At 50.7% G+C, this 20,318-nt stretch carries 17 protein-coding genes; 12 read left to right on the top strand and 5 right to left on the bottom strand.

The window, feature by feature from the left end; genetic code table 11:
- Positions 1-200: 200 nt before the first annotated feature.
- On the top strand, positions 201-617 hold the full coding sequence (locus tag IPF95_11775) for a VOC family protein (GenBank protein MBK6475366.1): 417 nt from the start codon (positions 201-203) through the stop codon (positions 615-617).
- Positions 618-723: 106 nt separating this feature from the next.
- On the opposite strand, the gene IPF95_11770 is transcribed toward IPF95_11775, so the two are convergent.
- The 3 genes from IPF95_11770 to IPF95_11760 form a co-directional block, all read right to left on the bottom strand.
- Complete coding sequence (locus IPF95_11770; protein ID MBK6475365.1) at positions 724-1,554, bottom strand: LexA family transcriptional regulator; 831 nt, start codon at positions 1,552-1,554, stop codon at positions 724-726.
- Between the two features lie 146 nt (positions 1,555-1,700).
- Positions 1,701-2,249, bottom strand: a complete 549-nt coding sequence (locus IPF95_11765) for an ORF6N domain-containing protein (GenBank protein ID MBK6475364.1) — start codon at positions 2,247-2,249, stop codon at positions 1,701-1,703.
- A 98-nt stretch (positions 2,250-2,347) separates the two neighbouring features.
- On the bottom strand, positions 2,348-2,920 hold the full coding sequence (locus tag IPF95_11760; GenBank protein MBK6475363.1) for an ORF6N domain-containing protein: 573 nt from the start codon (positions 2,918-2,920) through the stop codon (positions 2,348-2,350).
- 229 nt (positions 2,921-3,149) lie between these two features.
- Here IPF95_11760 and dinB point away from each other — a divergent pair, with 229 nt between their 5' ends.
- A complete protein-coding gene (gene dinB, locus IPF95_11755; protein MBK6475362.1) occupies positions 3,150-4,370 on the top strand; it encodes a DNA polymerase IV in 1,221 nt (406 codons plus the stop codon).
- A 109-nt stretch (positions 4,371-4,479) separates the two neighbouring features.
- On the opposite strand, the gene IPF95_11750 is transcribed toward dinB, so the two are convergent.
- Positions 4,480-5,682, bottom strand: coding sequence for an IS4 family transposase (locus IPF95_11750; GenBank protein ID MBK6475361.1), 1,203 nt, complete (start codon positions 5,680-5,682; stop codon positions 4,480-4,482).
- A 238-nt stretch (positions 5,683-5,920) separates the two neighbouring features.
- Between IPF95_11750 and IPF95_11745 the strand changes: the two genes are divergently transcribed.
- Together IPF95_11745 and IPF95_11740 are read left to right on the top strand one after the other, a co-directional pair.
- The gene (locus IPF95_11745; protein ID MBK6475360.1) at positions 5,921-6,577 is read left to right on the top strand and encodes a four helix bundle protein; all 657 of its coding nucleotides are present in this window, start codon (positions 5,921-5,923) and stop codon (positions 6,575-6,577) included.
- 230 nt (positions 6,578-6,807) lie between these two features.
- Positions 6,808-7,569: a hypothetical protein gene (locus IPF95_11740; protein MBK6475359.1), complete on the top strand. Its 762-nt coding sequence runs from the start codon at positions 6,808-6,810 to the stop codon at positions 7,567-7,569.
- Between the two features lie 54 nt (positions 7,570-7,623).
- Here IPF95_11740 and IPF95_11735 read toward each other — a convergent pair whose 3' ends face one another.
- The gene (locus IPF95_11735; protein MBK6475358.1) at positions 7,624-9,225 is read right to left on the bottom strand and encodes a T9SS type A sorting domain-containing protein; all 1,602 of its coding nucleotides are present in this window, start codon (positions 9,223-9,225) and stop codon (positions 7,624-7,626) included.
- 550 nt (positions 9,226-9,775) lie between these two features.
- On the opposite strand from IPF95_11735, the gene IPF95_11730 reads away from it, so the two are divergent.
- From IPF95_11730 to IPF95_11695, 8 genes are all read left to right on the top strand, one after another.
- A complete protein-coding gene (locus IPF95_11730; protein MBK6475357.1) occupies positions 9,776-11,647 on the top strand; it encodes a hypothetical protein in 1,872 nt (623 codons plus the stop codon).
- 27 nt (positions 11,648-11,674) lie between these two features.
- The gene (locus IPF95_11725) at positions 11,675-12,316 is read left to right on the top strand and encodes a response regulator transcription factor (GenBank protein ID MBK6475356.1); all 642 of its coding nucleotides are present in this window, start codon (positions 11,675-11,677) and stop codon (positions 12,314-12,316) included.
- A gap of 201 nt (positions 12,317-12,517) precedes the next feature.
- Complete coding sequence (locus tag IPF95_11720) at positions 12,518-13,405, top strand: ABC transporter ATP-binding protein (protein ID MBK6475355.1); 888 nt, start codon at positions 12,518-12,520, stop codon at positions 13,403-13,405.
- Positions 13,402-15,165, top strand: coding sequence for an ABC transporter permease (locus IPF95_11715; GenBank protein MBK6475354.1), 1,764 nt, complete (start codon positions 13,402-13,404; stop codon positions 15,163-15,165). The genes IPF95_11720 and IPF95_11715 overlap by 4 nt, the downstream gene beginning before the upstream one ends.
- The gene (locus tag IPF95_11710) at positions 15,111-16,988 is read left to right on the top strand and encodes a hypothetical protein (GenBank protein ID MBK6475353.1); all 1,878 of its coding nucleotides are present in this window, start codon (positions 15,111-15,113) and stop codon (positions 16,986-16,988) included. The genes IPF95_11715 and IPF95_11710 overlap by 55 nt, the downstream gene beginning before the upstream one ends.
- A 262-nt stretch (positions 16,989-17,250) precedes the next feature.
- Positions 17,251-17,901: a response regulator transcription factor gene (locus IPF95_11705; GenBank protein MBK6475352.1), complete on the top strand. Its 651-nt coding sequence runs from the start codon at positions 17,251-17,253 to the stop codon at positions 17,899-17,901.
- 30 nt (positions 17,902-17,931) lie between these two features.
- Entirely contained in the window at positions 17,932-18,225 is a 294-nt protein-coding gene (locus IPF95_11700) for a hypothetical protein (protein ID MBK6475351.1), read from the top strand.
- Between the two features lie 14 nt (positions 18,226-18,239).
- Positions 18,240-20,315: a hypothetical protein gene (locus IPF95_11695; GenBank protein MBK6475350.1), complete on the top strand. Its 2,076-nt coding sequence runs from the start codon at positions 18,240-18,242 to the stop codon at positions 20,313-20,315.
- Positions 20,316-20,318 lie beyond the last annotated feature (3 nt).

Raw genomic sequence — 20,318 nt, 5'->3', positions numbered from 1 at the left:
GCCTTGGGTTCGGTCCTGTCCTTTACACGGGCAAGGCCGCAAATAATCCCGATCTGGTAGGTCTCTGAATCAGCACCACATCCAATCCCCATCAAAACAAGAAGGGGCCATCCCTTTCGAGACAGCCCCTTCTCTTTTTGACCATCCGATCCTCATGGCCTAATTCCGCTTAATTTTGGTTACCGCAATACTCATTCAACATGAACAGCCAATTTCATCTTGCGTTTGCTACCACTGACCTGAAACGCATAAGAGCCTTCTACGGAAAATTCCTTGGCTGCACTGAGGGGCGTAGCGCAGAGACTTGGGTGGATTATGATTTCTTCGGACACCAATTGACCGTTCAGGAGGTACCTAAATTGACCAAGATCGCTAGGATCTACAACCCAAAAAGTAGCGTGCCTGCCAACCACTGGGGTATTGTACTAGGCATGGCGGACTGGAAGAAACTGCGTGATAAATTCACCAAACTGGGGATCACCTTTTTCATGGAACCACGGATAGTGATGAAAGGAAAAATGGGGGAACAAATGAGTATGTTCATCGAAGACCCAGAGGGCAATGCGATTGAATTCAAAGCATTTACGCATGCGGAAGAATTGTTCAAGAAAGAGTGACAGCGACCTGGGTTATTCATTGGTGCATGAAACAGATCGGCTGCGGCATTCAATGACCTTGAAGTAGAACGCCGATCGTTCCTGTACTGAACCCGGAATTACGTCATTACAACGCCAACCTACCCTGCTGCTCCATGGCCAGACGCAATTGGCTCACCTCTTTGCGCAGATCCTGCACGCTACGTGTAAGTTCGTCACGGGAAAGATTTGGCTCGGGTAGTTCCGCACTGATGAAGTGAACGAACTTCCAGATCTCCAATACGTTGTTGATCGGCACTTCATAGGGTACATACAATGGGTTGGTGCTGCACAGAAGAAGGTTGCCATTCTCCTTCAGCTTGTTGTAAAGTACCTTGAAAACGATACCATCATCCTTGGTGACAACGATGTATGGTTGCCCATCGCGGATGGTCTGCCAGTTCTGTACGTACTCGCCGGTAACCCAGGACCCATCAGCAACGGGTGGCATGCTATCGCCGCTGATCTGGAAGGTGCGGTACTTGCGATCGCGTGCCAAGAATGGCATCTGGAAAGTGGGCAGTATGCTTATGTATTCCGGATCGGCATAGCCCAACGCATAACCGGCCTTCGCTTTCTCCGGCACCAGTTCCACATTCTCGCGATCTTCGCTATTCACTGTGGTTGCCAATACGCGCAGGCGCTTACCACTAAGGTCGAGATCACCGCCACGCTCCAATATGCCGAGCTGGCTTTCGCTCAATGCCGTGAGGTCATCCTTGAGCAACTTGTCCACGCTGATCTTGAAGTATTCACTCAAGCGTAAAAGCAGATCGAACGACGGCTCTGCAGTGCCATTTTCGTAGCCGCTGTAGCTACTGCGTTTAACATCGAGGCCGACGGCGGTTTCTTCTTGGGAACGACCGCGGCGTGAGCGGAGGAGCTTGATGTTTGCTCCGAAGACGGGGTTGGTTATCATGGTGTTTTGGGATTATCGATCAGATGATCAGAAAATTAGCCCCGGATTACCGCTTCGCGCTCTCCGGGGTAACGAATTAGAAAATGGAAATGCGGACACTTTCCCATTTGAGTATATGAGAGAGCTGTTAGCGTGGGTCAATGCATTCATGCTTCATCGGTTTTGTAGCCGATCCGCGTGCGCGGTCCAGCGGGTTCGGTGAGGAGCTTCTTCAGGTGGTGAAACATCGCTTGGATGTCTGCCCTGTTGTCTCCTACCCCTTTCTCCAATTGCTCCAACCGAAGTAGAATATCCTTGTGTGCCATTAAAACTTCACGCATGCGCACGAAGAGGTCAATGATGCGTATGCTCACAGAGATGGCTGGCTTGCTCTTGAGCACGTTGGCCGCCATTAGGATACCGTGCTCTGTGAAGGCGAAAGGCAGGTATTTGATGTTCTCGCCCTGTTTCAAGGTCGCAAAATGCGACCTTGAATTTTCTGCCTCTTCCAGTGTCAATTCGAACATGAATGCTTCTGGGAACCGATCCATGTTCCGACGCACTTGCTCCTTGAGGCGCTTAACCTCGACACCATACAACTCCGCCAGATCGCGGTCCAGCATAACCTTCTGACCGCGAATAAAGCGGACCTTCTCCGTGATCAGGTTATCGGTCAGCGCCTTTAGACCATAGGTGGCAATGGGTTCGGACACCATGATCCGTTTGTACGGCTCCGGCTTTTCCACCACAAGCATCGATGCTTTTGGCCGGTGCACAGGTGGCTGCTCTTTCAGGTGTATTTCGTTGGTCGCATTCATGCGTCATAAGGTTTGAAACCAATGGACTTTCTCGGTGCTTCTGGCGGTGCGATCATCTCGGTCAGGTGATCGAACAGCTCTTGGATCTCACCATCGTGACCCACTACTTGTTCTTCCAGCCTTTCCAGCTTTTGTAGGATATCCTTGTTCGAAAGAAGCGCCTCCCGCATACGGGTGAAAATGCGAATAATGTGGATGTTGACCAAGATGGCCTGCTCACTACCCAAAACACTGCTTAGCATGGCAACACCTTGTTCTGTAAAGGCCATGGGCAGATACTTTATGTTCTCTCCTTGTTTCAAGGTGCCAAATTGGCTCCTTGAACGTTGAGCTTCTTCATTGGTCAACTCGAACATGAAATCCAAGGGAAAACGTCCCATGTTCCTGCGAACTTGTCGTTTTAGTTGCTTGGTCTCTACACCATACAATTCCGCCAAGTCGCGATCCAACATCACCTTCTGCCCGCGAATGACGTGGACTTTGGCCGCAATCGCCGCATCTGGCGGGGTGATGGAGTATGCCGTAGCAGGCTCCAACAGCACATTATTACTTGACAAAGTTTCTAACATTCTACTGACTGATTACTTGACATGACAAATGTAGTGACTAATTTACTGACCGCAACATGACGGATATATTGGCAATGAACAGGTCAAACAATTAGAAGATCAGATGATCAGAAAATGGGAATGCCCCTCACCCCAGCCCTCGTTCTCGGCTTCGCTCGAACAGCGCCCATGGAGAGGGAGAAATACCACCCTTGACCTGTAAGGGCGCATCATGATGCGCCCCGACGCTATGGAACGAACGATCCTCCATCTGGACCTCAATACCTTCTTCGTTAGCGTGGAACGCCTGCGCGAGCCGAAGCTGATCGGCCGGCCTGTGCTAATTGGTAGCGATAGCGATCGCGGCGTGGTGGCGAGCTGCAGCTATGAGGCCCGCACGTTCGGTGTGCGCAGCGCCATGCCCATGAAGATGGCCAAACAGCTCTGCCCGGAGGCGATCATTCTGCGTGGCGATAGCGGGGCCTACCTGCGAAAGAGCGATGAGGTCACCGAGATCATCCGCGCGCATGTACCGCTGTTCGAGAAGAGCAGCGTGGACGAGTTCTACGCCGACCTGAGCGGCACCGACCGTTTCCAAGGCAGTTGGAAGATGGCCACCGAACTGCGCCAACGGATCATCAAAGAGAGCGGGCTGCCGAACAGTTTCGGAATGAGCATCAACAAGACCGTGAGCAAGGTGGCCACCGGCGAAGCGAAGCACCGGCCCGATGGACAACTACAGGTGCCAGGCGGTACCGAAAAGCCCTTCCTCGCACCCATGCCGATAGAGCGCATTCCCGGCGTTGGCGGCAAGACGGCGCACCTGTTGCGCAGCATGGGCGTGGCCAAGATCCACACATTGCAAGAGCTACAGATGGACCTGATGTATCGCTTACTCGGCGAGCACGGCCCGGTGCTATGGCGCAAGGCGAATGGCATCGACAATAGCCCGGTGATCGCTTGGCACGAGCGCAAGAGCATCAGCACCGAACGTACTTTTTCACGCGACACGATCGACGTGGTGAAACTGAAGGGACTGCTCACCGCCATGGCCGAGAGCCTCACCTTCCAACTGCGCAAAGGCAGCAAGCTCACCAGTTGCATCGCCGTGAAGATCCGCTACGCCGATATGAACACGCACACCAAGCAGCTACGCATCGGATACACGGCCTGCGACCACATCATACTACCCTCGATCCACGAGCTGTTCCGCACGCTCTACGACCGTCGCCAGCGGATCCGTTTGATCGGTGTGCGCTATAGTCACTTGGTGGGTGGCGGCCACCAGATGGATGCATTCACCGATACGCAAGAGGCCATGAACCTGTACCAAGCGATGGACAAGGTGCGCAAGCGTTTTGGTGATCGCGTGGTGATGCGTGCGGCGGGGATGGATGCGAAGAGCATTGGAAGGATGGACAACCCGTTCGATGGGCAAGCACCGGTGCTGTTGGCGAATAGGAGGACGTGATCAGATGATCACTGGTGTCCGGTAAAAACCAATGATCGGTGTTTTATTGTGTTGAATGTTATGATTGACGTGGTTCTATCATCCGGGGTGAAAAGATAAGCCCCCTGATTCATAGGTTAAGTTGTAATTGTCTGTTTGGAGTATCCGGCGGCCTGTACTTGAGCAAGGCTTTATCAGGCTCGCGCAAAAAGTGGATCAGGTGTACGTAGGTGCCTAAGTGTTGACGGATAATCGCACTGATATTACTAAAGGCCCAACGGCGTTTTGAACCTCGTTCCACACGGTCCTTGATCACTTTTACCAACAAGTCCGCTATCAATGCGGACCAGATCTGGATCTTGATCGCATTAGGTGTATCGCCAAGAAAGTACCTCAAAGGGTTGCTCTGCTTGATCCGTCTAAAGAGCAATTCGATCTGCCAACGACGCTTATATAAGGCGGCGATCGTCGCCGGGGCATGAACGAAGTCGTTGGTCAAAAAATTGAACTTGCGTTTGTTATCCGCATCGTAGAATCGCACAACGCGCGCTTTGAGTCTTATGGTTTTACGATTGCTCAAACGCGAGAGTTCAACCATTTGGTCGGCGAGCACTCCTAGCTTTTTCTGATTGTCGGAAAGCGCTCGATCAGCTTCTATTCGGATAATGGAGTTCTCATTTAGCCGGGTGATGTAAGAGACTTGATCTTGGCCCCATGTGCGGTATTGCGCATAGCTATTATATCCCTTGTCCAGTACAATGATCGAGCCTGGAGGTAGTTTCAACAAAGGGAAGATCACTTTGTTGTTGCGCTTGGCCTCTGTAATATGCACGAAGCAGGGTACATCTTCTTGCGCACGCATAAGTACATGGGCTTTGGCACCGCCCTTTTTTCGACCATTCTTACCATAGCCCCCGGCACCGTGCATGGCCTCGGTAAACAAGCTTATAGTGGTTGAGTCCATAATGAATAACCGTTCCAACATCCGTTTGTTCTTCGGTAGGCTGTCCGGTAAACCCCCCATATGTAATCGATGCAGTCGATGAAATAGCGCTTCGAAAAATTCAGACGGCCGACGTGTAGGCGTGTGCAACAAACCCCAGTGTAGCAACCTGTGCTGGTTCACCTGTATGCCGCTTATCAATGCACGCAAGGAATCGCACTGGGTAAAGGAGTTGAACAAAAGCGTAACAAGGTGGTCATAAGCGAAGAAGTTCTTGCAGTATCGATCTGCTCCATACTCCAATGCCAATTCTTTCACAACACTCTTTGGAATCAAAGAAAGTAGCTGAGACATGACCGGCTGTCCGGTAAAAAAAGTACTTTCGACCATGTGAACGGGGTTTGGATGTCAGATACCCGAAACCTAACACATGATCGGGGGCTTCGGCCCCCTTTCTTTTGCCAATCGATTAACTTTCCCCGGACAATACTGATCAGACGATCAGAAAATGAACGGAATACAAAGGACTTCAATGGACGAAGATGGACCTTGGAAGATGGTAGAGGGAGGCTTGTCCATTTCTGTCCATTGAAGTCCATTTGACCAACATACCCTTACCTTAGAACCTATGCAACGCGGCGACCCTAAATACTCTGCCATAATTCCACCTAGCGGCGGGTATGAAAAGCTGAAGAGCTACCAAGTGGCGAAGCTGCTCTACTCGGTTACCGTGCGCTTTGTGGACCGCCACATACCCAACGGCAGCCGTACTAAAGACCAAATGGAACAAGCCGCCCGCAGCGGCGAAAGAAACATTGCCGAGGGCAGCAAGATCAGCACCACCACCAAAAAATTGGAACTGAACCTTACAAGCGTAGCCCGCGCCAGTTTGGATGAACTTCGTCTGGATTACGAATCATTTCTGGAGCAACGCAAACTGCCCGTGTGGGAACCCATGGACCCGCGCCGTAAAGAACTAAGCAACGCACGCTGCACAAATGCCGACGAGGTAGCGCGTTGGATCAAAATGCTTTGGGAACGCGAACAGGCCGAAAGACTGGCTGCACCGGAAGGACCACGCACCGCACGTACTCCACTAACGGTAAAGGACAGGGCCTACGCCGAAATAAGTGCCAATGCAGGGCAAACACTATGCAAGATCGCCATGCACTTGTTGGACAAACAAGTGGAAAGCCAAGCACGTACTTTCGAAAAAGAAGGTGGCTTCAGCGAGCGGTTGTACAAGGTGCGCTCAGAAATAAAGGCGCAGCAACGCAGGGATTGATCGATATTTGGGCGTGCCCCCGATCGTTCCCTGATCATTCACAACTGAACGAAAAATGCCTTCAGGGAACAACCGTAGACGGGCTTGGAGTTCACCCCGGCCAACGAGCCGGGGCTGTACTCCTCTCTTCAGGGCGCAAGGTCTTGCGCCCCTACGTTGCGGGGTGCCGCTGCTATCCCTCACGCGGGGATCATGTACTATTAACCTACAATCGCACCAAAACTACATTCATGAAATCAAGCACATCAACTTGGATGTACCTACTACTTGCCGTCATTCTTACAGGCAGTATTCCCATAAACTCAGCAGCCCAAAATAGCCTACCCTTCACCGATCGATTCACCCTAAGTGTTTATGAATACGAAGGGGAGAGCTACCTCAATTTTGAACCAGACAGTATGCCGGGCACAACGCAGCTCAATGAAAAATGTACCGCGCTATATAACTTCAACAATTATCTGTTCTCCAATTTTTCTAAAGCTGACGGCCAAACATGGAAATTGCGGGCCTTGCTCCCCGATACCAATGCGATCCGTGCCTCGTTGAATGCAACATTGATAGCAGACACAGCATTCCAGCGGTTGTACATGCGATCACTAAACCGCGAAATGGTTGAACCGTTACCCATCGATAGTGCCATGAAGATCGCGGCACACTTCTTTTACTTGCACCGTGTTGATGGAACTGCTTCGTTCCATATCTGTGTGGGGATCAACGAGGTCCTGCAATTGAGCAGGTCAGTCGCCCACCCTTACCATGCCGCGTTCTGTTACATGGCCATTTGGGCAATGGATGATGCAATGGAACTACTCTTGATGAACGTAGCACCATTCAGACCCGAACTAAAAAAGGATGATGTTACCGATGCCCAAATAAAGGCACGTGAACTGGAAACGTATGAGTTGATGGCCAACAGTCCGGAATTACGAAATGCCATTCTCGAGGAGTACGAGCGGAAAGCAAAGTACTTGAATTTTGAGTTGATCAAATAGTAGTACGCGCTGTATTTCTTAAATACATAGAATGATAGGGGTCGTCCTATTGGTTCACTCCACTGCCACGCGCACAGCAACTCCATCCGCCAATCGTAACAGGTAGACACCGGCCGGGAATTCACTCACGTCGATCGCATTGCGACCGGATCGCAAAACCACCGATCGCACCCGTTGCCCAGCGCTATTGAACAGATCCGCGCGGACCGGACGAAGCTCATTCAGCTCCACGTTAAGCACTTCACTCACAGGATTCGGCCAAGCCACAAGGACTCCGGCGTTGAGCGGCTCCTGCACCGAAGTGCTCAGCCCACCAATGCGGCCCACCATGGCGGATTGCGTACTCGCTGCACCGGTGGTGTGTGGGGTGAACATGAACTCACCCTGGATGTGTCCTGCAAAATGGACCGCATCGGTCTCCGCCAGCGCGGTGATCGTTTGCGCGCTGTGGAAAAAGCCGGTGGGGTTGCTGGTGGCAGCCCATTGCGGGAGGCCATCGGGCGCGAACGAGACGACTGATAAGGATTGCGCGCCGAGCGTTAGGCCGTTGCTTACTACACCATTGCCCCAATCCACCATGCCGCGTACATTACCGAAGAGATACGGGTAGTCGTTCGCATCCACGGCAACGCAAGGTCCCTTGCTGCGATCCATATCACCGGCGATCCCTCCTCCCGGTGGGTCGCTTTCCACAGCCCAAAGGAACTGGCCTGTGCTATCCAACTTCGCCAAGAACGTGGCGTAGACCCAATCAGCACCATTCAAGGGAATGCCACCCCAGGAAGTGGTATCGAACACCGCACCAGCAATGTACGCATGGCTCGTTCTGTCAGCTACTACAGTGGGGTTCTGGAAGGTGATGTCGCTCGCGAATTCCGCGAAACCCGCCGTACCATCCGGCTTGTAGCGTAGCACGAACATGCGGTAGCCCGAACCCGTTACGAATGGATGGATCTGCCCACCGAACGCAAAGGGACCATCATCGCACGAACCGCTTACATAAAGGCCGCCCCAAGGATCGAAGCTGATCGTGCCGACCTCACGAACCCCATCAATGACGCGCACTTCCACATCGTCCAATAACGCATCCACTCGGATCACTTTTGCCTGACCCCACTCAGAGAAGGTATACCAAAGGTCGCCATTGGGGTCAATAGCCAAGGAAGCATTGTCGATCGCTTGTTCATGAGCTAAGGAAATATTCCTAGCCCATTGAATAAAGCCGGTATTTAGATCGACTGCCACCAAGAAATGATTCTCGTTCCAAATGTCTTGCCCAGGAACACCACTAAGAGTGGACCCTTCACACAAACCCAAATTTCCAATATAGGATCCCGCGAAATAGGCTAAGCCATCATCACTTACTACGGAAGCTGAAACGGTTACGGAATCGAACAAAAAACAAGACCAGATCGGCGCTCCTGTAGACGGGTCCAGAGCTTCGAGCATTACTGTACCGTAAGCATGCTGACCGTATACGAACTCGATAGAGGCCTGACGCATACCTACGAGATAGCCCGGTGCGGAAGTAAGCACCTGGTCCGGTAGGCCAGGGTTCATAGTGTATGCTATTGGTTCGCTCGTGAGCCAATCCACTTGTTGCGCGGAAACTGACCCTAATGCGATCGAGAAAACGAAAAGTAGAACGTAGCGCATGTCCGGTGGTTGAACCAATAAGACACGTACCGAGCGATATCCGTTGCTTGATCCCGGAATATGCAGTTGAACTTCTACTACGGCCATAAATCGCTGCGACAGCAATCCGCCGTACGGCGGACACTTTCCTCTCGGCAGAATAGCTTAGGCTATTCCTACTCGATGAAAGTGTTGCTGCCATTGCACTTTTCGACCTCGCAACGAATCCAACTGCATAATCCGGGTTGAACGAACATCATTCCATTTTGGACCGGAAGCATCCAATAATAAATCTCGCCTTTCAAACGGCCGAGCGTGTCAGTACCAAAGCCGGATCAGAATTCGGCGATACAGCTCCTACCAGTACCCATAAACGCCTTATTAAGGTGGATACAAATTCAATTCGTGAGCGCGATAAAGAGAAGGAGCGTAAACTTGTGTATCATATTACAGCTCGTGTTCCTCACTCTCCACCTCCAAAGTACACGTGACCATTACCGAATGGAAGAACTTGCGTTGGATACTGAAATGGTCCACGTTTCGAAACCCACGCCAAGTATTCCATAATAACATGAGGAAGAGCTTGGAGCACACGATAGTTGGAATTGTTCTTTCGATCATACTTGGTCTTTGGGTCGGCCCTAGTGATCTGTTCGCGCAACAGAAGTCCGGTAACTCAGCTTCCCGAGCAGCTCCTTTCGCAGATGCCGTGCTGAACAAAAAATTGGTTGAGGTACTGCACCAAATGGACATTTTCAACGGCGATAGCGCCATGATCCTGATCGGAGCTGCGCTCTCCGACCTGAACGATGAAGCTATTGAAGAACGCTACTATTTGCTTAGTTATCGTGCAGAAGTGCTGTATTACGAAGGCCTCTTCAACGAAGCCATGCGCGACTTGGATGTTGCCGAAACGTTGGCCTTTCGGATGAACGATAGTCTACTGATCGCCAACGTGTTCAATATGAAAGGACTTTTGCACGAGAATATTCAGAATGGACAGCTGGCCATACCATTCCTGGAAAAAGCATTGCAGTGGTTTCCGCGCGATCCAAGGCCTCGCTATCCCCTTACTGAACTCCACCATATCCACGGAAACCTAGGCAGTTATTTAATGGCCGTGGACGACTCGGACAGTGCTGAGTTCCATATACGCAGATCGCTGGCCCTTGCTGAACGATCGGGAACACCAAGAGCCATAGCAGTAGCGTGGTGGACTTTGGGGAATTTGAGCTTAATAACGGATCAGCCGGATAGCGCATTGGTGTATTATGACCGGGCTGCGGTCACTTCACGTGCATCCAATGATCACGACGTTGCATTGGATGCTCTATCAGGAAAAAGCAATGCACTGATCAAACTGGAACAATACAATGAAGCGCGAAAGGAACTTGATAAGGCAAACACTTATTTAAGCGAGCACCTAGCTGGAATTGGTGGTGCTACGCAACGCAGTTTCGCACGGCAGGCATCCCATGCATACGAAGCATTGGGAGAGCCTTTGAACGCATTGGTCCAAACACATAAATGGCGCACGTTGGATAGCATGATCGCTGCAAGAAACACCAACCAAGCACTATCAACACAAGCCGAGCTTCTTAAAGCAGACAAAGACCTGGAAGTAGAAAGAGCAGATCGGTTCCGCATTGCGGAAGTGCTTCATCAGGAGCGCTACGAACGACAAGTATGGTTATTGGGAGGAGTATTGATACTAGCCGTTATCACGTTTATTTTCTTCGCCAACGCTTCACGTCAACGCAACAAGCGAAAGTTGGCAGAAAGCGAAACCGTTCGTGCCCAACAAGAACAGCTCATTAGGGAATTACACGTACGGGAAGAGATAGGACGTGACCTCCACGACGATCTCGGCGCAGGTCTTTCCGGATTGAAGTTACGCAGTGAAATGGCCTTGCGCATTGAAAAGGATCCCTCGAAAAGAGAACAGCTGATCAAGCTATCGGATACAGCGGGTGAGCTGATCGGGAGCATGCGCCAGATAATATGGTCCATGAATACCGACCAAGCAAGTGTGGAAGATCTGGTAGTATACACCTGCAACCATGCCCGCAATTATGCTGTTGAGAACAATTTGGAACTCACCATCGTGGCCCCCGGGCCATGGCCGAACCAAATACTATCATCAGAGCAACGTCGGAATATCTTTCTCGTTGTGAAAGAAGCATTGCATAACATTATAAAACACGCCAATGCAAGATCTGCAAGCCTTCATGTGCATGTGATCAATGACCTACTTATAGAGATCAATGACTACGGCTTAGGCATACCTTCCGGCTCTGAACTGGGCGAAGGGAATGGGTTACGTAACATGCGTAAAAGGATCGATTCTCTCCAAGGTTCCTTCGAAATTACCGGCGCCAATGGTACCTGTATCCAATGCAGGATCCCGATCCTGAAGTCAACTAACAAAGGTTCTATTGTATGAGCAGTACACAACCCGGACCTTCGCACCATGGGTACTAGAACGTCGATCACAATAAGCATCGTGGAAGACAATAAGATCATTCGCGAGACACTCAGATCGCTCTTTACATTCGAAGAGGATGTTACCCTTTTTACCGAGCATAGTACCGCAGAAGATGCATTGATGCGTTTGGAAGTGTCGTTCCCGGATGTGGTGATAATGGATATCAATCTACCCGGAGCCAGTGGTATCGATTGTGTCCGACAACTAAGCCAGCGAAGCAGCAGTACTCAATTCCTTATGTACACAGTGCATGATGATGACCACCGTGTGTTTGAAGCCCTGAAAGCTGGTGCGAATGGCTATATCCTTAAAAGTAGCACCCCGGATGAGATCCTCGCTGCACTGCGTGAACTCCATGCGGGAGGCAGCCCTATGAGCGCCCATGTTGCCCGCCGCGTAGTGGCCCATTTGCGGCCACTGAAGGAGAGTAATGCAACTTCCGATCATGGTCTGAGCGAGCGCGAGCAGCAAGTGCTTGCGCTTTTATCCGAAGGTCTATTGTACAAAGAGATCGGTGATCGGCTAGGCATAACCATTGGTACCATCAAACAGCATATCCATCGCATTTATGATAAGCTGCATGTGCAGAACAGAACGGAAGCCGTAAATCGGTATTTCGGTAGGTGAACGAAGCGATGCGGGGATCACTTCGCGCAATGCCCATTTGTTCGTAGATCCAATTATTCAGCAACCCTGTAACCTTTGGTCGTAACGATAGCTTACGACTCGACTTCCTACCAGTGGCACGAGCCATCTACCGTTCGTGTATCAACAGCTGGTAACTCGGCTATTTCATTCATCTTCGTGCCTCACTGATCGACCTGAACTATGCAGCTTACTATCCAGAACCTCAGCAAAACATATGGCAACGGAGTGAAGGCACTCGATAACGTTAGCCTAACGATCCCGACCGGAATGTTCGGCCTTCTTGGCCCGAATGGTGCCGGAAAGAGTACGTTGATGCGCATACTTGCTACGCTGCAAGAGGCCGATAGTGGAAGCGCGATGTTGGACAGCCTGGATGTATTGAACGACAAAGAAGCAGTGCGCAAGGTACTTGGCTATTTGCCGCAGGAATTCGGTGTGTATCCTCGCGTGAGTGCTTATCAAATGCTCGAGCACATTGCGTTGCTAAAAGGCGTAATGAACGGTAAAGAGCGCAAGGAGTTGGTTGAAGCGCTACTGCAAAAAGTGAATTTGTGGGAGCATCGCAAGCGCCGAATTGCAGGGTTCAGTGGTGGTATGAAGCAGCGTTTCGGGATAGCACAATCGCTGATCGGTGAGCCGAAGCTGATCATTGTGGACGAGCCGACCGCAGGCCTGGACCCCGGTGAGCGCAACCGGTTCTACAACCTCCTTACCGAGATCGGCGAGAACGTGGTGGTGATCCTAAGTACACATATCGTACAGGACGTGCAGGAATTATGCAGCAAGATGGCGATCATCAACAAAGGCAAACTGCTATATGCGGGAGCACCGAATGATGCATTGCATGAGATCGATGGGCGCGTTTGGGAGCGAACGATCGAGAAGGCGGAACTGGAAAATTATTCGAAGCAGCACCATGTGATCAGTAATAAGTTGGTGGCCGGGAAACCTGTGATCCATGTGTTGAATGATGCGCAGCTGGACGGATTCTCCCGCACCGCACCAACGCTGGAAGATGTATTCTTCAGCAAGATCATGGCCGGGACCGAAACACCTAGTGTAGCATGATCCTTCGTATTTTCCTCTTCGAAGTACGCTACTGGCTGGCGCAGCCAATGGTGTATATTTTCTTCTTTCTGCTCGCGCTGATGTGTGGCGCAGCTGTGGCTGTGGACAATATCCAGATCGGCGGAAGCATTGGTAGCGTTTACCGAAATGCCCCTGAAGTGATCTACAATTTCAGTGGGTTCATGTCCTTTCTGGGTTTGTTGATGGTGACCGCTTTCGTGAACGGAACAGCTATCCGCGATTTTGAGAACAACACGCAGCAGATCGCCTTCAGCACTCCGATCAAAAAACACCAGTATCTGATCGGCAAGTTCCTCGGAAGTACCTTCATCGCTCTGATCCCCATGTTGGGTATCAACATCGGGATCATAGTGGGCAGTTGGTGGCCAACCATCGACCCCGTGCGCTTGGGTCCCACCTTGCTTGGTGCGCACCTCTCCGCTTTCACGTTGATCACCTTGCCCAACGTGCTGTTCACATCAGCTGTGATCTTTGCTGTGGCGATCCTTTTGCGCAGTTCCATTGCTTCGTTCATCAGCGGAATAGTATTGCTTGTTGGCTACCTGATCTCGCAAAGTTTAATGACAGGTCTGGAGAACGAGATCAGCGGTGCTATGTTGGATCCATTCGGGCTTAACGCGCTGGAACAAGTGACCAAATACTGGACAGTGAGCGAGAAGAACACAATGATGCTTCCCACCTCCGGCGTACTCCTTTGGAATCGTTTACTGTGGATCGCGGTTTCCATCGGCATCTTCATTTTCGGGTACCTCCGTTTCAGTTTCCATGATCGTAAGCAGAAAGCGAAAGTGATCGTGGAAGAACCAACCTCTGCCTTGCAACCTGCATTAGTACTGCCCGTGGTGACCAGGACCTATACCGCTACCAACCGTTGGAAACAGATACGCGACCAGATCGGGATGGACCTGAAGCGGATCGTGACCGGTGGTGTGTTCATCATCACCATGCTCTTGGGATTGGCGCAGATGATCACCTCACTTGCCTTCGTGACGAGCATGTATGATAATGTCACGTACCCCGTGACGTACAGTGTGGTCGACATGCTTTCAGGTTCCTTGTTCATCTTCATCATCATCGTCGTTACCTATTACGCAGGTGATCTGGTATGGAAGGATCGCGAGGCGCGCATGAACGACATCAAGGATGCATTGCCCACGCCAAGCTGGCTGCCGTTGGTCGGTAATTTCTTGACCATGCTGGTCTTACTTCTGGTCGTATTTCTCATCGCCACATTAGCGGGCATCATCACCCAGGCCCTCAATGGTTATATGCATTTCGAGCTGGATGTTTACCTGCTCTATTTCATTGTGCCGGCGATGCTCAGCTTCGGTTTCTTCACCATGCTGGCTTTATGCGTGCATACACTCTCTCCCAACAAATACCTCGGCTACTTCGCATTCATCCTGGTGATCGTGCTCAACATCTTCCTGTGGAGCGGCATTGATGTGGAAAGCAATTTGGTAAAATTGAACGGTTCACCGGGGATCCGGTATTCCGACATGGCGCGTTTCGGTCCCTATTTGAAGGGTTGGCTCTTCTTCCGAGCCTATTGGTGGGTGTTCGGTGCACTGCTTCTGTTCATCGCCTTCCTCTTCGCTGTGCGCGGAAGAGAGAGCGGTACCGGGTGGCGTTTACGAATGGCAGGTGATAAACTGAAAAGAACTGGGCGATCGCACTTCCGCTTTTGGCCGGTTGGATCTTACTGGGCGCGTGGGGATACTACAATACCAAAGTGGTGAATACGTATAAGACCAGTGACGAGCAAGAGGAATTACAGGTGCGTTACGAGAAGGACTATAAGCGATACGAGAACCTTCCGCAGCCACATTACACCGATCTGGAATTCGTCATTGACCTGCAACCTGAGCTCCGCCAAGGTGATTTTGAGGTGAAGATCACGACCCGCAACGTGGATGCTATTCCTATCGACAGTCTTCACCTGAACTTGCCGAATACGGATGTTATCATTGATATTCCTGGAGCTGAACTGGTCACGGATGATGTTGACCTCGACTATCGCATCTACAAGCTCAACCCACCACTAGCTCCGGGGGCAGAACTTAAATTCACGGTAAAGGGAACTTACAGAACTGAAGGATTCGAGAACACAGTCTCCTTCGTTCAATTGGTGAATAACGGCACCTTCTTCAACAATATGAACCTGATCCCCCAGATCGGTTACACCACACAGAATGAACTTAGCGACCGCAATGATCGTCGCAAGCACAAGCTACCCGCCAAGGAGCAGATGCCGCCGTTGACCGCCGATCCATCGAAACGTATGCACACCTATTTGATGCACAACAGCGACTGGGTGAATGTGCGTACAACGATCAGCACTTCTCCTGATCAGATCGCCGTGGCACCGGGCACTTTAAAAAAGGAATGGACAGCAAATGGCAAACGCTATTTCCAGTACGAGCTGGATCACGCAAGCATGAACTTCTACTCTTTCCTGAGTGCGCGTTATGAAGTAGCACGCGAAAAGTGGACTCCACCCACAGGTGGCCGACCGATCGACGTTGAAGTATACTACCACAAAGCTCACGAGGTGAATGTGCCACGCATGATCAACAGTATGAAGAAGGCACTTGCCTACTACACGGAACACTACGGACCGTATATGCATGGGCAAGTACGCATTCTGGAGTTCCCGCGATACTTCAGCTTCGCACAAGCATTCCCCGGTACCATGCCTTACAGTGAGAGTATCGGCTTCATTACCGATCTTTCGAACGAGGAGGACATCGACATGGTGTTCTATGTGGTAGCTCACGAAATGGGTCATCAATATTGGGCGCACCAGCTGATCGGTGCCGATATGCAGGGTGCCACGTTACTCAGCGAAAGTATGTCGCAATACAGTGCGCTAATGGTGATGGAAAAGGAATACGGTCGCGATAAAATGCGTAAGTTCCTCAAACTCGAAAGCGACAAATACCAACGCGCCCGTGGTGGCGAGACCGAACGTGAACAGCCGATCATGAAGGTCGAAAGCCAAGGCTACATCCACTACAACAAAGGCAGCGTAGTGCTCTATTGCATGCGCGAATTCCTAGGTGAAGACACGCTCAACAAAGCTTTCCGCACACTGATCGACTCCTTCGCATACGGAGCTCCACCCTACCCTACTTCGTTGGATATGTATCGCGAACTCGAAACGGTGACACCGGACAGTCTTACCTATTTGCTCGAGGACAACTTCAAGTACATCACACTGTACAATAACCGCATGCTTTCTGCCACAGCAAAAAAGGCTTCGGATGGCATGTATGATGTAACCTTGACCTTCACTTGCGAAAAGAACCATGCCGATACGTTAGGACGCGAAACACCGGTTGCAATGAACGACTGGATCGACATCGGTTTGCTCGGTAAAGAAAAAAACGATAAGGAAGAAGGGGCGATCATCGTTCAGGAACGCTTGCGGTTAAAGTCAGGTGAGAACTCGATCACGCTGCGATCAACGGAGCTTCCAGTAAAAGCAATGATAGACCCAATGCACTTGTTCTTCGACCGCGTGCCGGATGATAATGAGAAGACGGTGGAATTGAAAGAGTGAGCGCACATCTGCTCCTCACATTGATGACAAAGAGAACGTAGTCACCGATCGCATAACGCATCAGTTACTACTGACCCGATCAGCGAACAGCTGGTAAAATGATATCGTATCGATCCGAATTGGGAGCTGCAGCAAATGAACCAATAGCGCATCACACCCATAATTCTCGAGCTCAGAAAAGAGAAAATAGAAAATAGTGATAGCAGATTCACGGTTTTCCGGTATTTTTATACGAGGCAGCAGCTAGGACTTTTGCCCCATCATGATCAACAGCTCTCCCGCTACCCTCTTATTAGTAGATGATCAGACCATGCTTTTGGATGGTATGGAAGCGCTTGTCGCTACCATGCCAATGGTCCAAGTTGTTGGCCGCTCCAATTCTGGGCAAGAAGCTATTGAAAAAGCAATATTGCTTAAGCCGGATCTCGTACTTATGGATGTTAACATGCCAGGCATGGATGGCATCGAGGCTACAAAACGATTATTGAAAGTAAGTCCGGAAAGTCGCGTGCTCGTCCTGAGCATGTACGGCCACAAAGAATTCGTATTGGAAGTAATTGAGGCCGGTGCCTATGGCTACATGTTGAAGAACGCTGGAAAGGCGGAACTGGTGACGGCATTGACTGATATCATTAATGGGCGGAAGTATATAACGCCCGAACTGGATGCCTTGATCAAACAAGGTGACCAACACAAGGATAGGCAAGGCGAGAATGGCCATTGCGCTCTTACGAAAAGAGAGATCCAGATCGTAAAACTCATATTGCAACAATACACTACCCAAGAGATCGCCCAAACATTGTTCCTCAGTCCGGATACCGTGGATACGCACCGCAGGAATATGATGCACAAGTTGGATGTCCGAAACGCTGCCGGTCTGGTTAAATATGCGATGGAACGTGGATGGGGTTAAACCAATCGATCAACCTAAAACCAAAGAAAAATGACTTGGAAAGCTTCAATAAATGTACCTGCAGTAGGTGAAGAGTTCGTTGTTACCGTGGACGTCTCCGAAGATGGCTACGTGATGGATGGCAAAAGCGTTATGGACGATAACAAGAGCTATTTCCTCCTCTTTTATAAGAAGGACCCGAGCGGAAAGAAGACTATTGACGAATGGAAACTGGGATGCTTTGCCCATGGTGAAGGTCCTAAGCATTTTATACATGTGATCGCGGTAGCCGATAAGGAGATCAAAGCCCACGATCGAAAGGAAGTAATGAACGGTCACGCTTGACCCTTTTCAACTGCATGACAAACAGCTCTCGCCTATGCTTGTTCGATCGTGCAGGGTCACGTTTCCTGTTTTCAATTCTTGCCTTCATCTATTTCGGTGTATCAAGTTCGAAAGCACAGAACGATGACGCGCTTTCACGAACCTATCAGCGTGCCACTGATCTCCTCACCGCACAGGATGACCCCGGAATGTTCAGGTTCTTGGATAGCCTGCAGAAGGCTGTGAATGAAGATGAGGATCTGGCATTGCTGCATGGCCTGTTGAATGCACGGCATCTTCGCTACTTGGGAAGGAATTTCGACGCATACCATGCTTTGGATACACTAGCGATAGATACGGTGCACGCACCGCCACTCCTGTTATTCTCATGGAATTCTGAACTCGCGCAGAACCTCCGGGATATGGATATGCACGTAGCTGCTCGAAGTTCTGCTCGTAAGGCATTGAGCTTCGCAAAACAACTGGGGTCAGTTGAGCAGCGAGTGAACACAATAAATATCCTAGGCGAGATCGAATTGCAAGCGGGTCTCTATGATGATGCCATGGCGTATTTCATCTCTGCCGAAAAAGAAGCTGTAGAAAAAGACTATCCGAAAGGTCGCTGCAATGCACTGATCGGGATCGGGAATGTGTTCTACCAGCAAGAGCGTGATAGTTTGGCATACACCTATTACGTGCAAGCTTTGGAAGGCGCACAGGCAGCAAAATTGCCACGTGTTGTGCAAAGCGCGTTGTTCAATGCAGGTGCTTCGTTGTCATACACTGAAGGTCCAGAAGCTGCGATCGCATTGTATCGCACATCATTGCTACGATCACCAGAAGCCGAGAGCGCAGATCTGCATGCGGCCATCCATTTGAACATCGGGAGCATGTACTCCGATCTCGAAGATCACGGATCGGCCTTGCTTGAGCTGGAAAAAGCGTATGACCAGTACGCAGTATTGCAAGACAGTTCAGGCATGGCTAAAGCACAGCTTTTTAGGGCCACTGCGCTTTGGGCGCTATCGCAACAGGATCGTGCCATCGAGGCATTGAGAGCATGTCAACGACTTACGCGATCGCCCCGCGTAAAAGCGGAATCCGCTGGAAAGGCGGCAGGATATTTACGGGAAATGGGACGCTTGCCAGAGGCCCTTGCACAACTGGATATTCATCGCGCATTGACGGATAGTTTATCCTCGCGAAAACATGGAGAGCGCATTGCCAGGGTCGAAGTACAGTATGGTGTGGAATTGAAGGACCGCAAGATCAAGGAGCAGGCGCTGTCCTTGGAACTGGAACGTACACAGAAAGAATTGGGAATACGTCAACGAAATCTTTTCGTTTTGGTAACTCTTGGCGCGATCATTATTTCACTTATGCTCTGGCGTGCCCTCCTAGCCCGACGCAAACTCGCGAACCAAGAACAAGAACTGCACACACAACGCGTAGATGAACTTATGCACACCAATGAGATCACAGCCATGAACAGCATGATCGAAGGACAGGAGAAAGAACGCGATCGCGTTGCGAAGGATCTTCATGATCGCTTAGGCAGCATGCTCAGCGCGATCAAACATCAATTGGGAGCGGTGGAAACCGACGTTCAACAAGTGAAAAAGGACCAAGGCACGCAGTATTCCAAAATGCACACTATGTTGGATGAAGCCGTAGGCGAAGTGCGTCGCATCTCGCACGACATGATCACTGTTGCACTATCACGCTTCGGGCTTACCAAAGCATTGGAGGACCTCTGTGATACAGTGCGCGTGAAAGGAAAAATGGATGTTGAGTTGCAGCTCTTCGGACTGGAACAACGCATGGAACGCAGCATGGAGATCGCCGTGTACCGCATCGTTCAAGAAGCCATAAGCAACGTGCTGAAACATGCCAAGGCAACCGAACTAAGTGTTGATGTCACGCGCGGTCCTGGTCGCATCAGTGTGATCGTTCACGACAACGGCAAGGGCTTCGACCCGGCTATTCCAAGCACCGGTATCGGCATGGAGAACATGCGTAACCGCGCTATGGCGATCGGAGCTGTTCTGCGGGTGGATAGTTCGCTGGGCAACGGTACTACCATTAGTGTGGAAGGCCCCGTGGTGGAGTAAGCG

It is taken from the genome of Flavobacteriales bacterium (assembly GCA_016704485.1).
Lineage (GTDB): Bacteria > Bacteroidota > Bacteroidia > Flavobacteriales_F > PHOS-HE28 > PHOS-HE28.
Note: the sequence above shows the minus strand (reverse complement) of the source record. Positions and strands in the feature narration are given on the sequence as shown.

Coding starts and splice junctions, on each gene's coding strand:
- IPF95_11715 (MBK6475354.1), top strand. CDS start 13,402: ATGATCCTTCGTATTTTCCTCTTCGAAGTACGCTACTGGCTGGCGCAG.
- IPF95_11735 (MBK6475358.1), bottom strand. CDS start 9,225: ATGCGCTACGTTCTACTTTTCGTTTTCTCGATCGCATTAGGGTCAGTT.
- IPF95_11765 (MBK6475364.1), bottom strand. CDS start 2,249: ATGGTGTCCGAACCCATTGCCACCTATGGTCTAAAGGCGCTGACCGAT.
- IPF95_11775 (MBK6475366.1), top strand. CDS start 201: ATGAACAGCCAATTTCATCTTGCGTTTGCTACCACTGACCTGAAACGC.
- IPF95_11750 (MBK6475361.1), bottom strand. CDS start 5,682: ATGGTCGAAAGTACTTTTTTTACCGGACAGCCGGTCATGTCTCAGCTA.
- IPF95_11720 (MBK6475355.1), top strand. CDS start 12,518: ATGCAGCTTACTATCCAGAACCTCAGCAAAACATATGGCAACGGAGTG.
- IPF95_11730 (MBK6475357.1), top strand. CDS start 9,776: ATGAGGAAGAGCTTGGAGCACACGATAGTTGGAATTGTTCTTTCGATC.
- IPF95_11740 (MBK6475359.1), top strand. CDS start 6,808: ATGAAATCAAGCACATCAACTTGGATGTACCTACTACTTGCCGTCATT.
- dinB (MBK6475362.1), top strand. CDS start 3,150: ATGGAACGAACGATCCTCCATCTGGACCTCAATACCTTCTTCGTTAGC.
- IPF95_11725 (MBK6475356.1), top strand. CDS start 11,675: ATGGGTACTAGAACGTCGATCACAATAAGCATCGTGGAAGACAATAAG.
- IPF95_11705 (MBK6475352.1), top strand. CDS start 17,251: ATGATCAACAGCTCTCCCGCTACCCTCTTATTAGTAGATGATCAGACC.
- IPF95_11695 (MBK6475350.1), top strand. CDS start 18,240: ATGACAAACAGCTCTCGCCTATGCTTGTTCGATCGTGCAGGGTCACGT.
- IPF95_11700 (MBK6475351.1), top strand. CDS start 17,932: ATGACTTGGAAAGCTTCAATAAATGTACCTGCAGTAGGTGAAGAGTTC.
- IPF95_11745 (MBK6475360.1), top strand. CDS start 5,921: ATGCAACGCGGCGACCCTAAATACTCTGCCATAATTCCACCTAGCGGC.
- IPF95_11770 (MBK6475365.1), bottom strand. CDS start 1,554: ATGATAACCAACCCCGTCTTCGGAGCAAACATCAAGCTCCTCCGCTCA.
- IPF95_11760 (MBK6475363.1), bottom strand. CDS start 2,920: ATGTTAGAAACTTTGTCAAGTAATAATGTGCTGTTGGAGCCTGCTACG.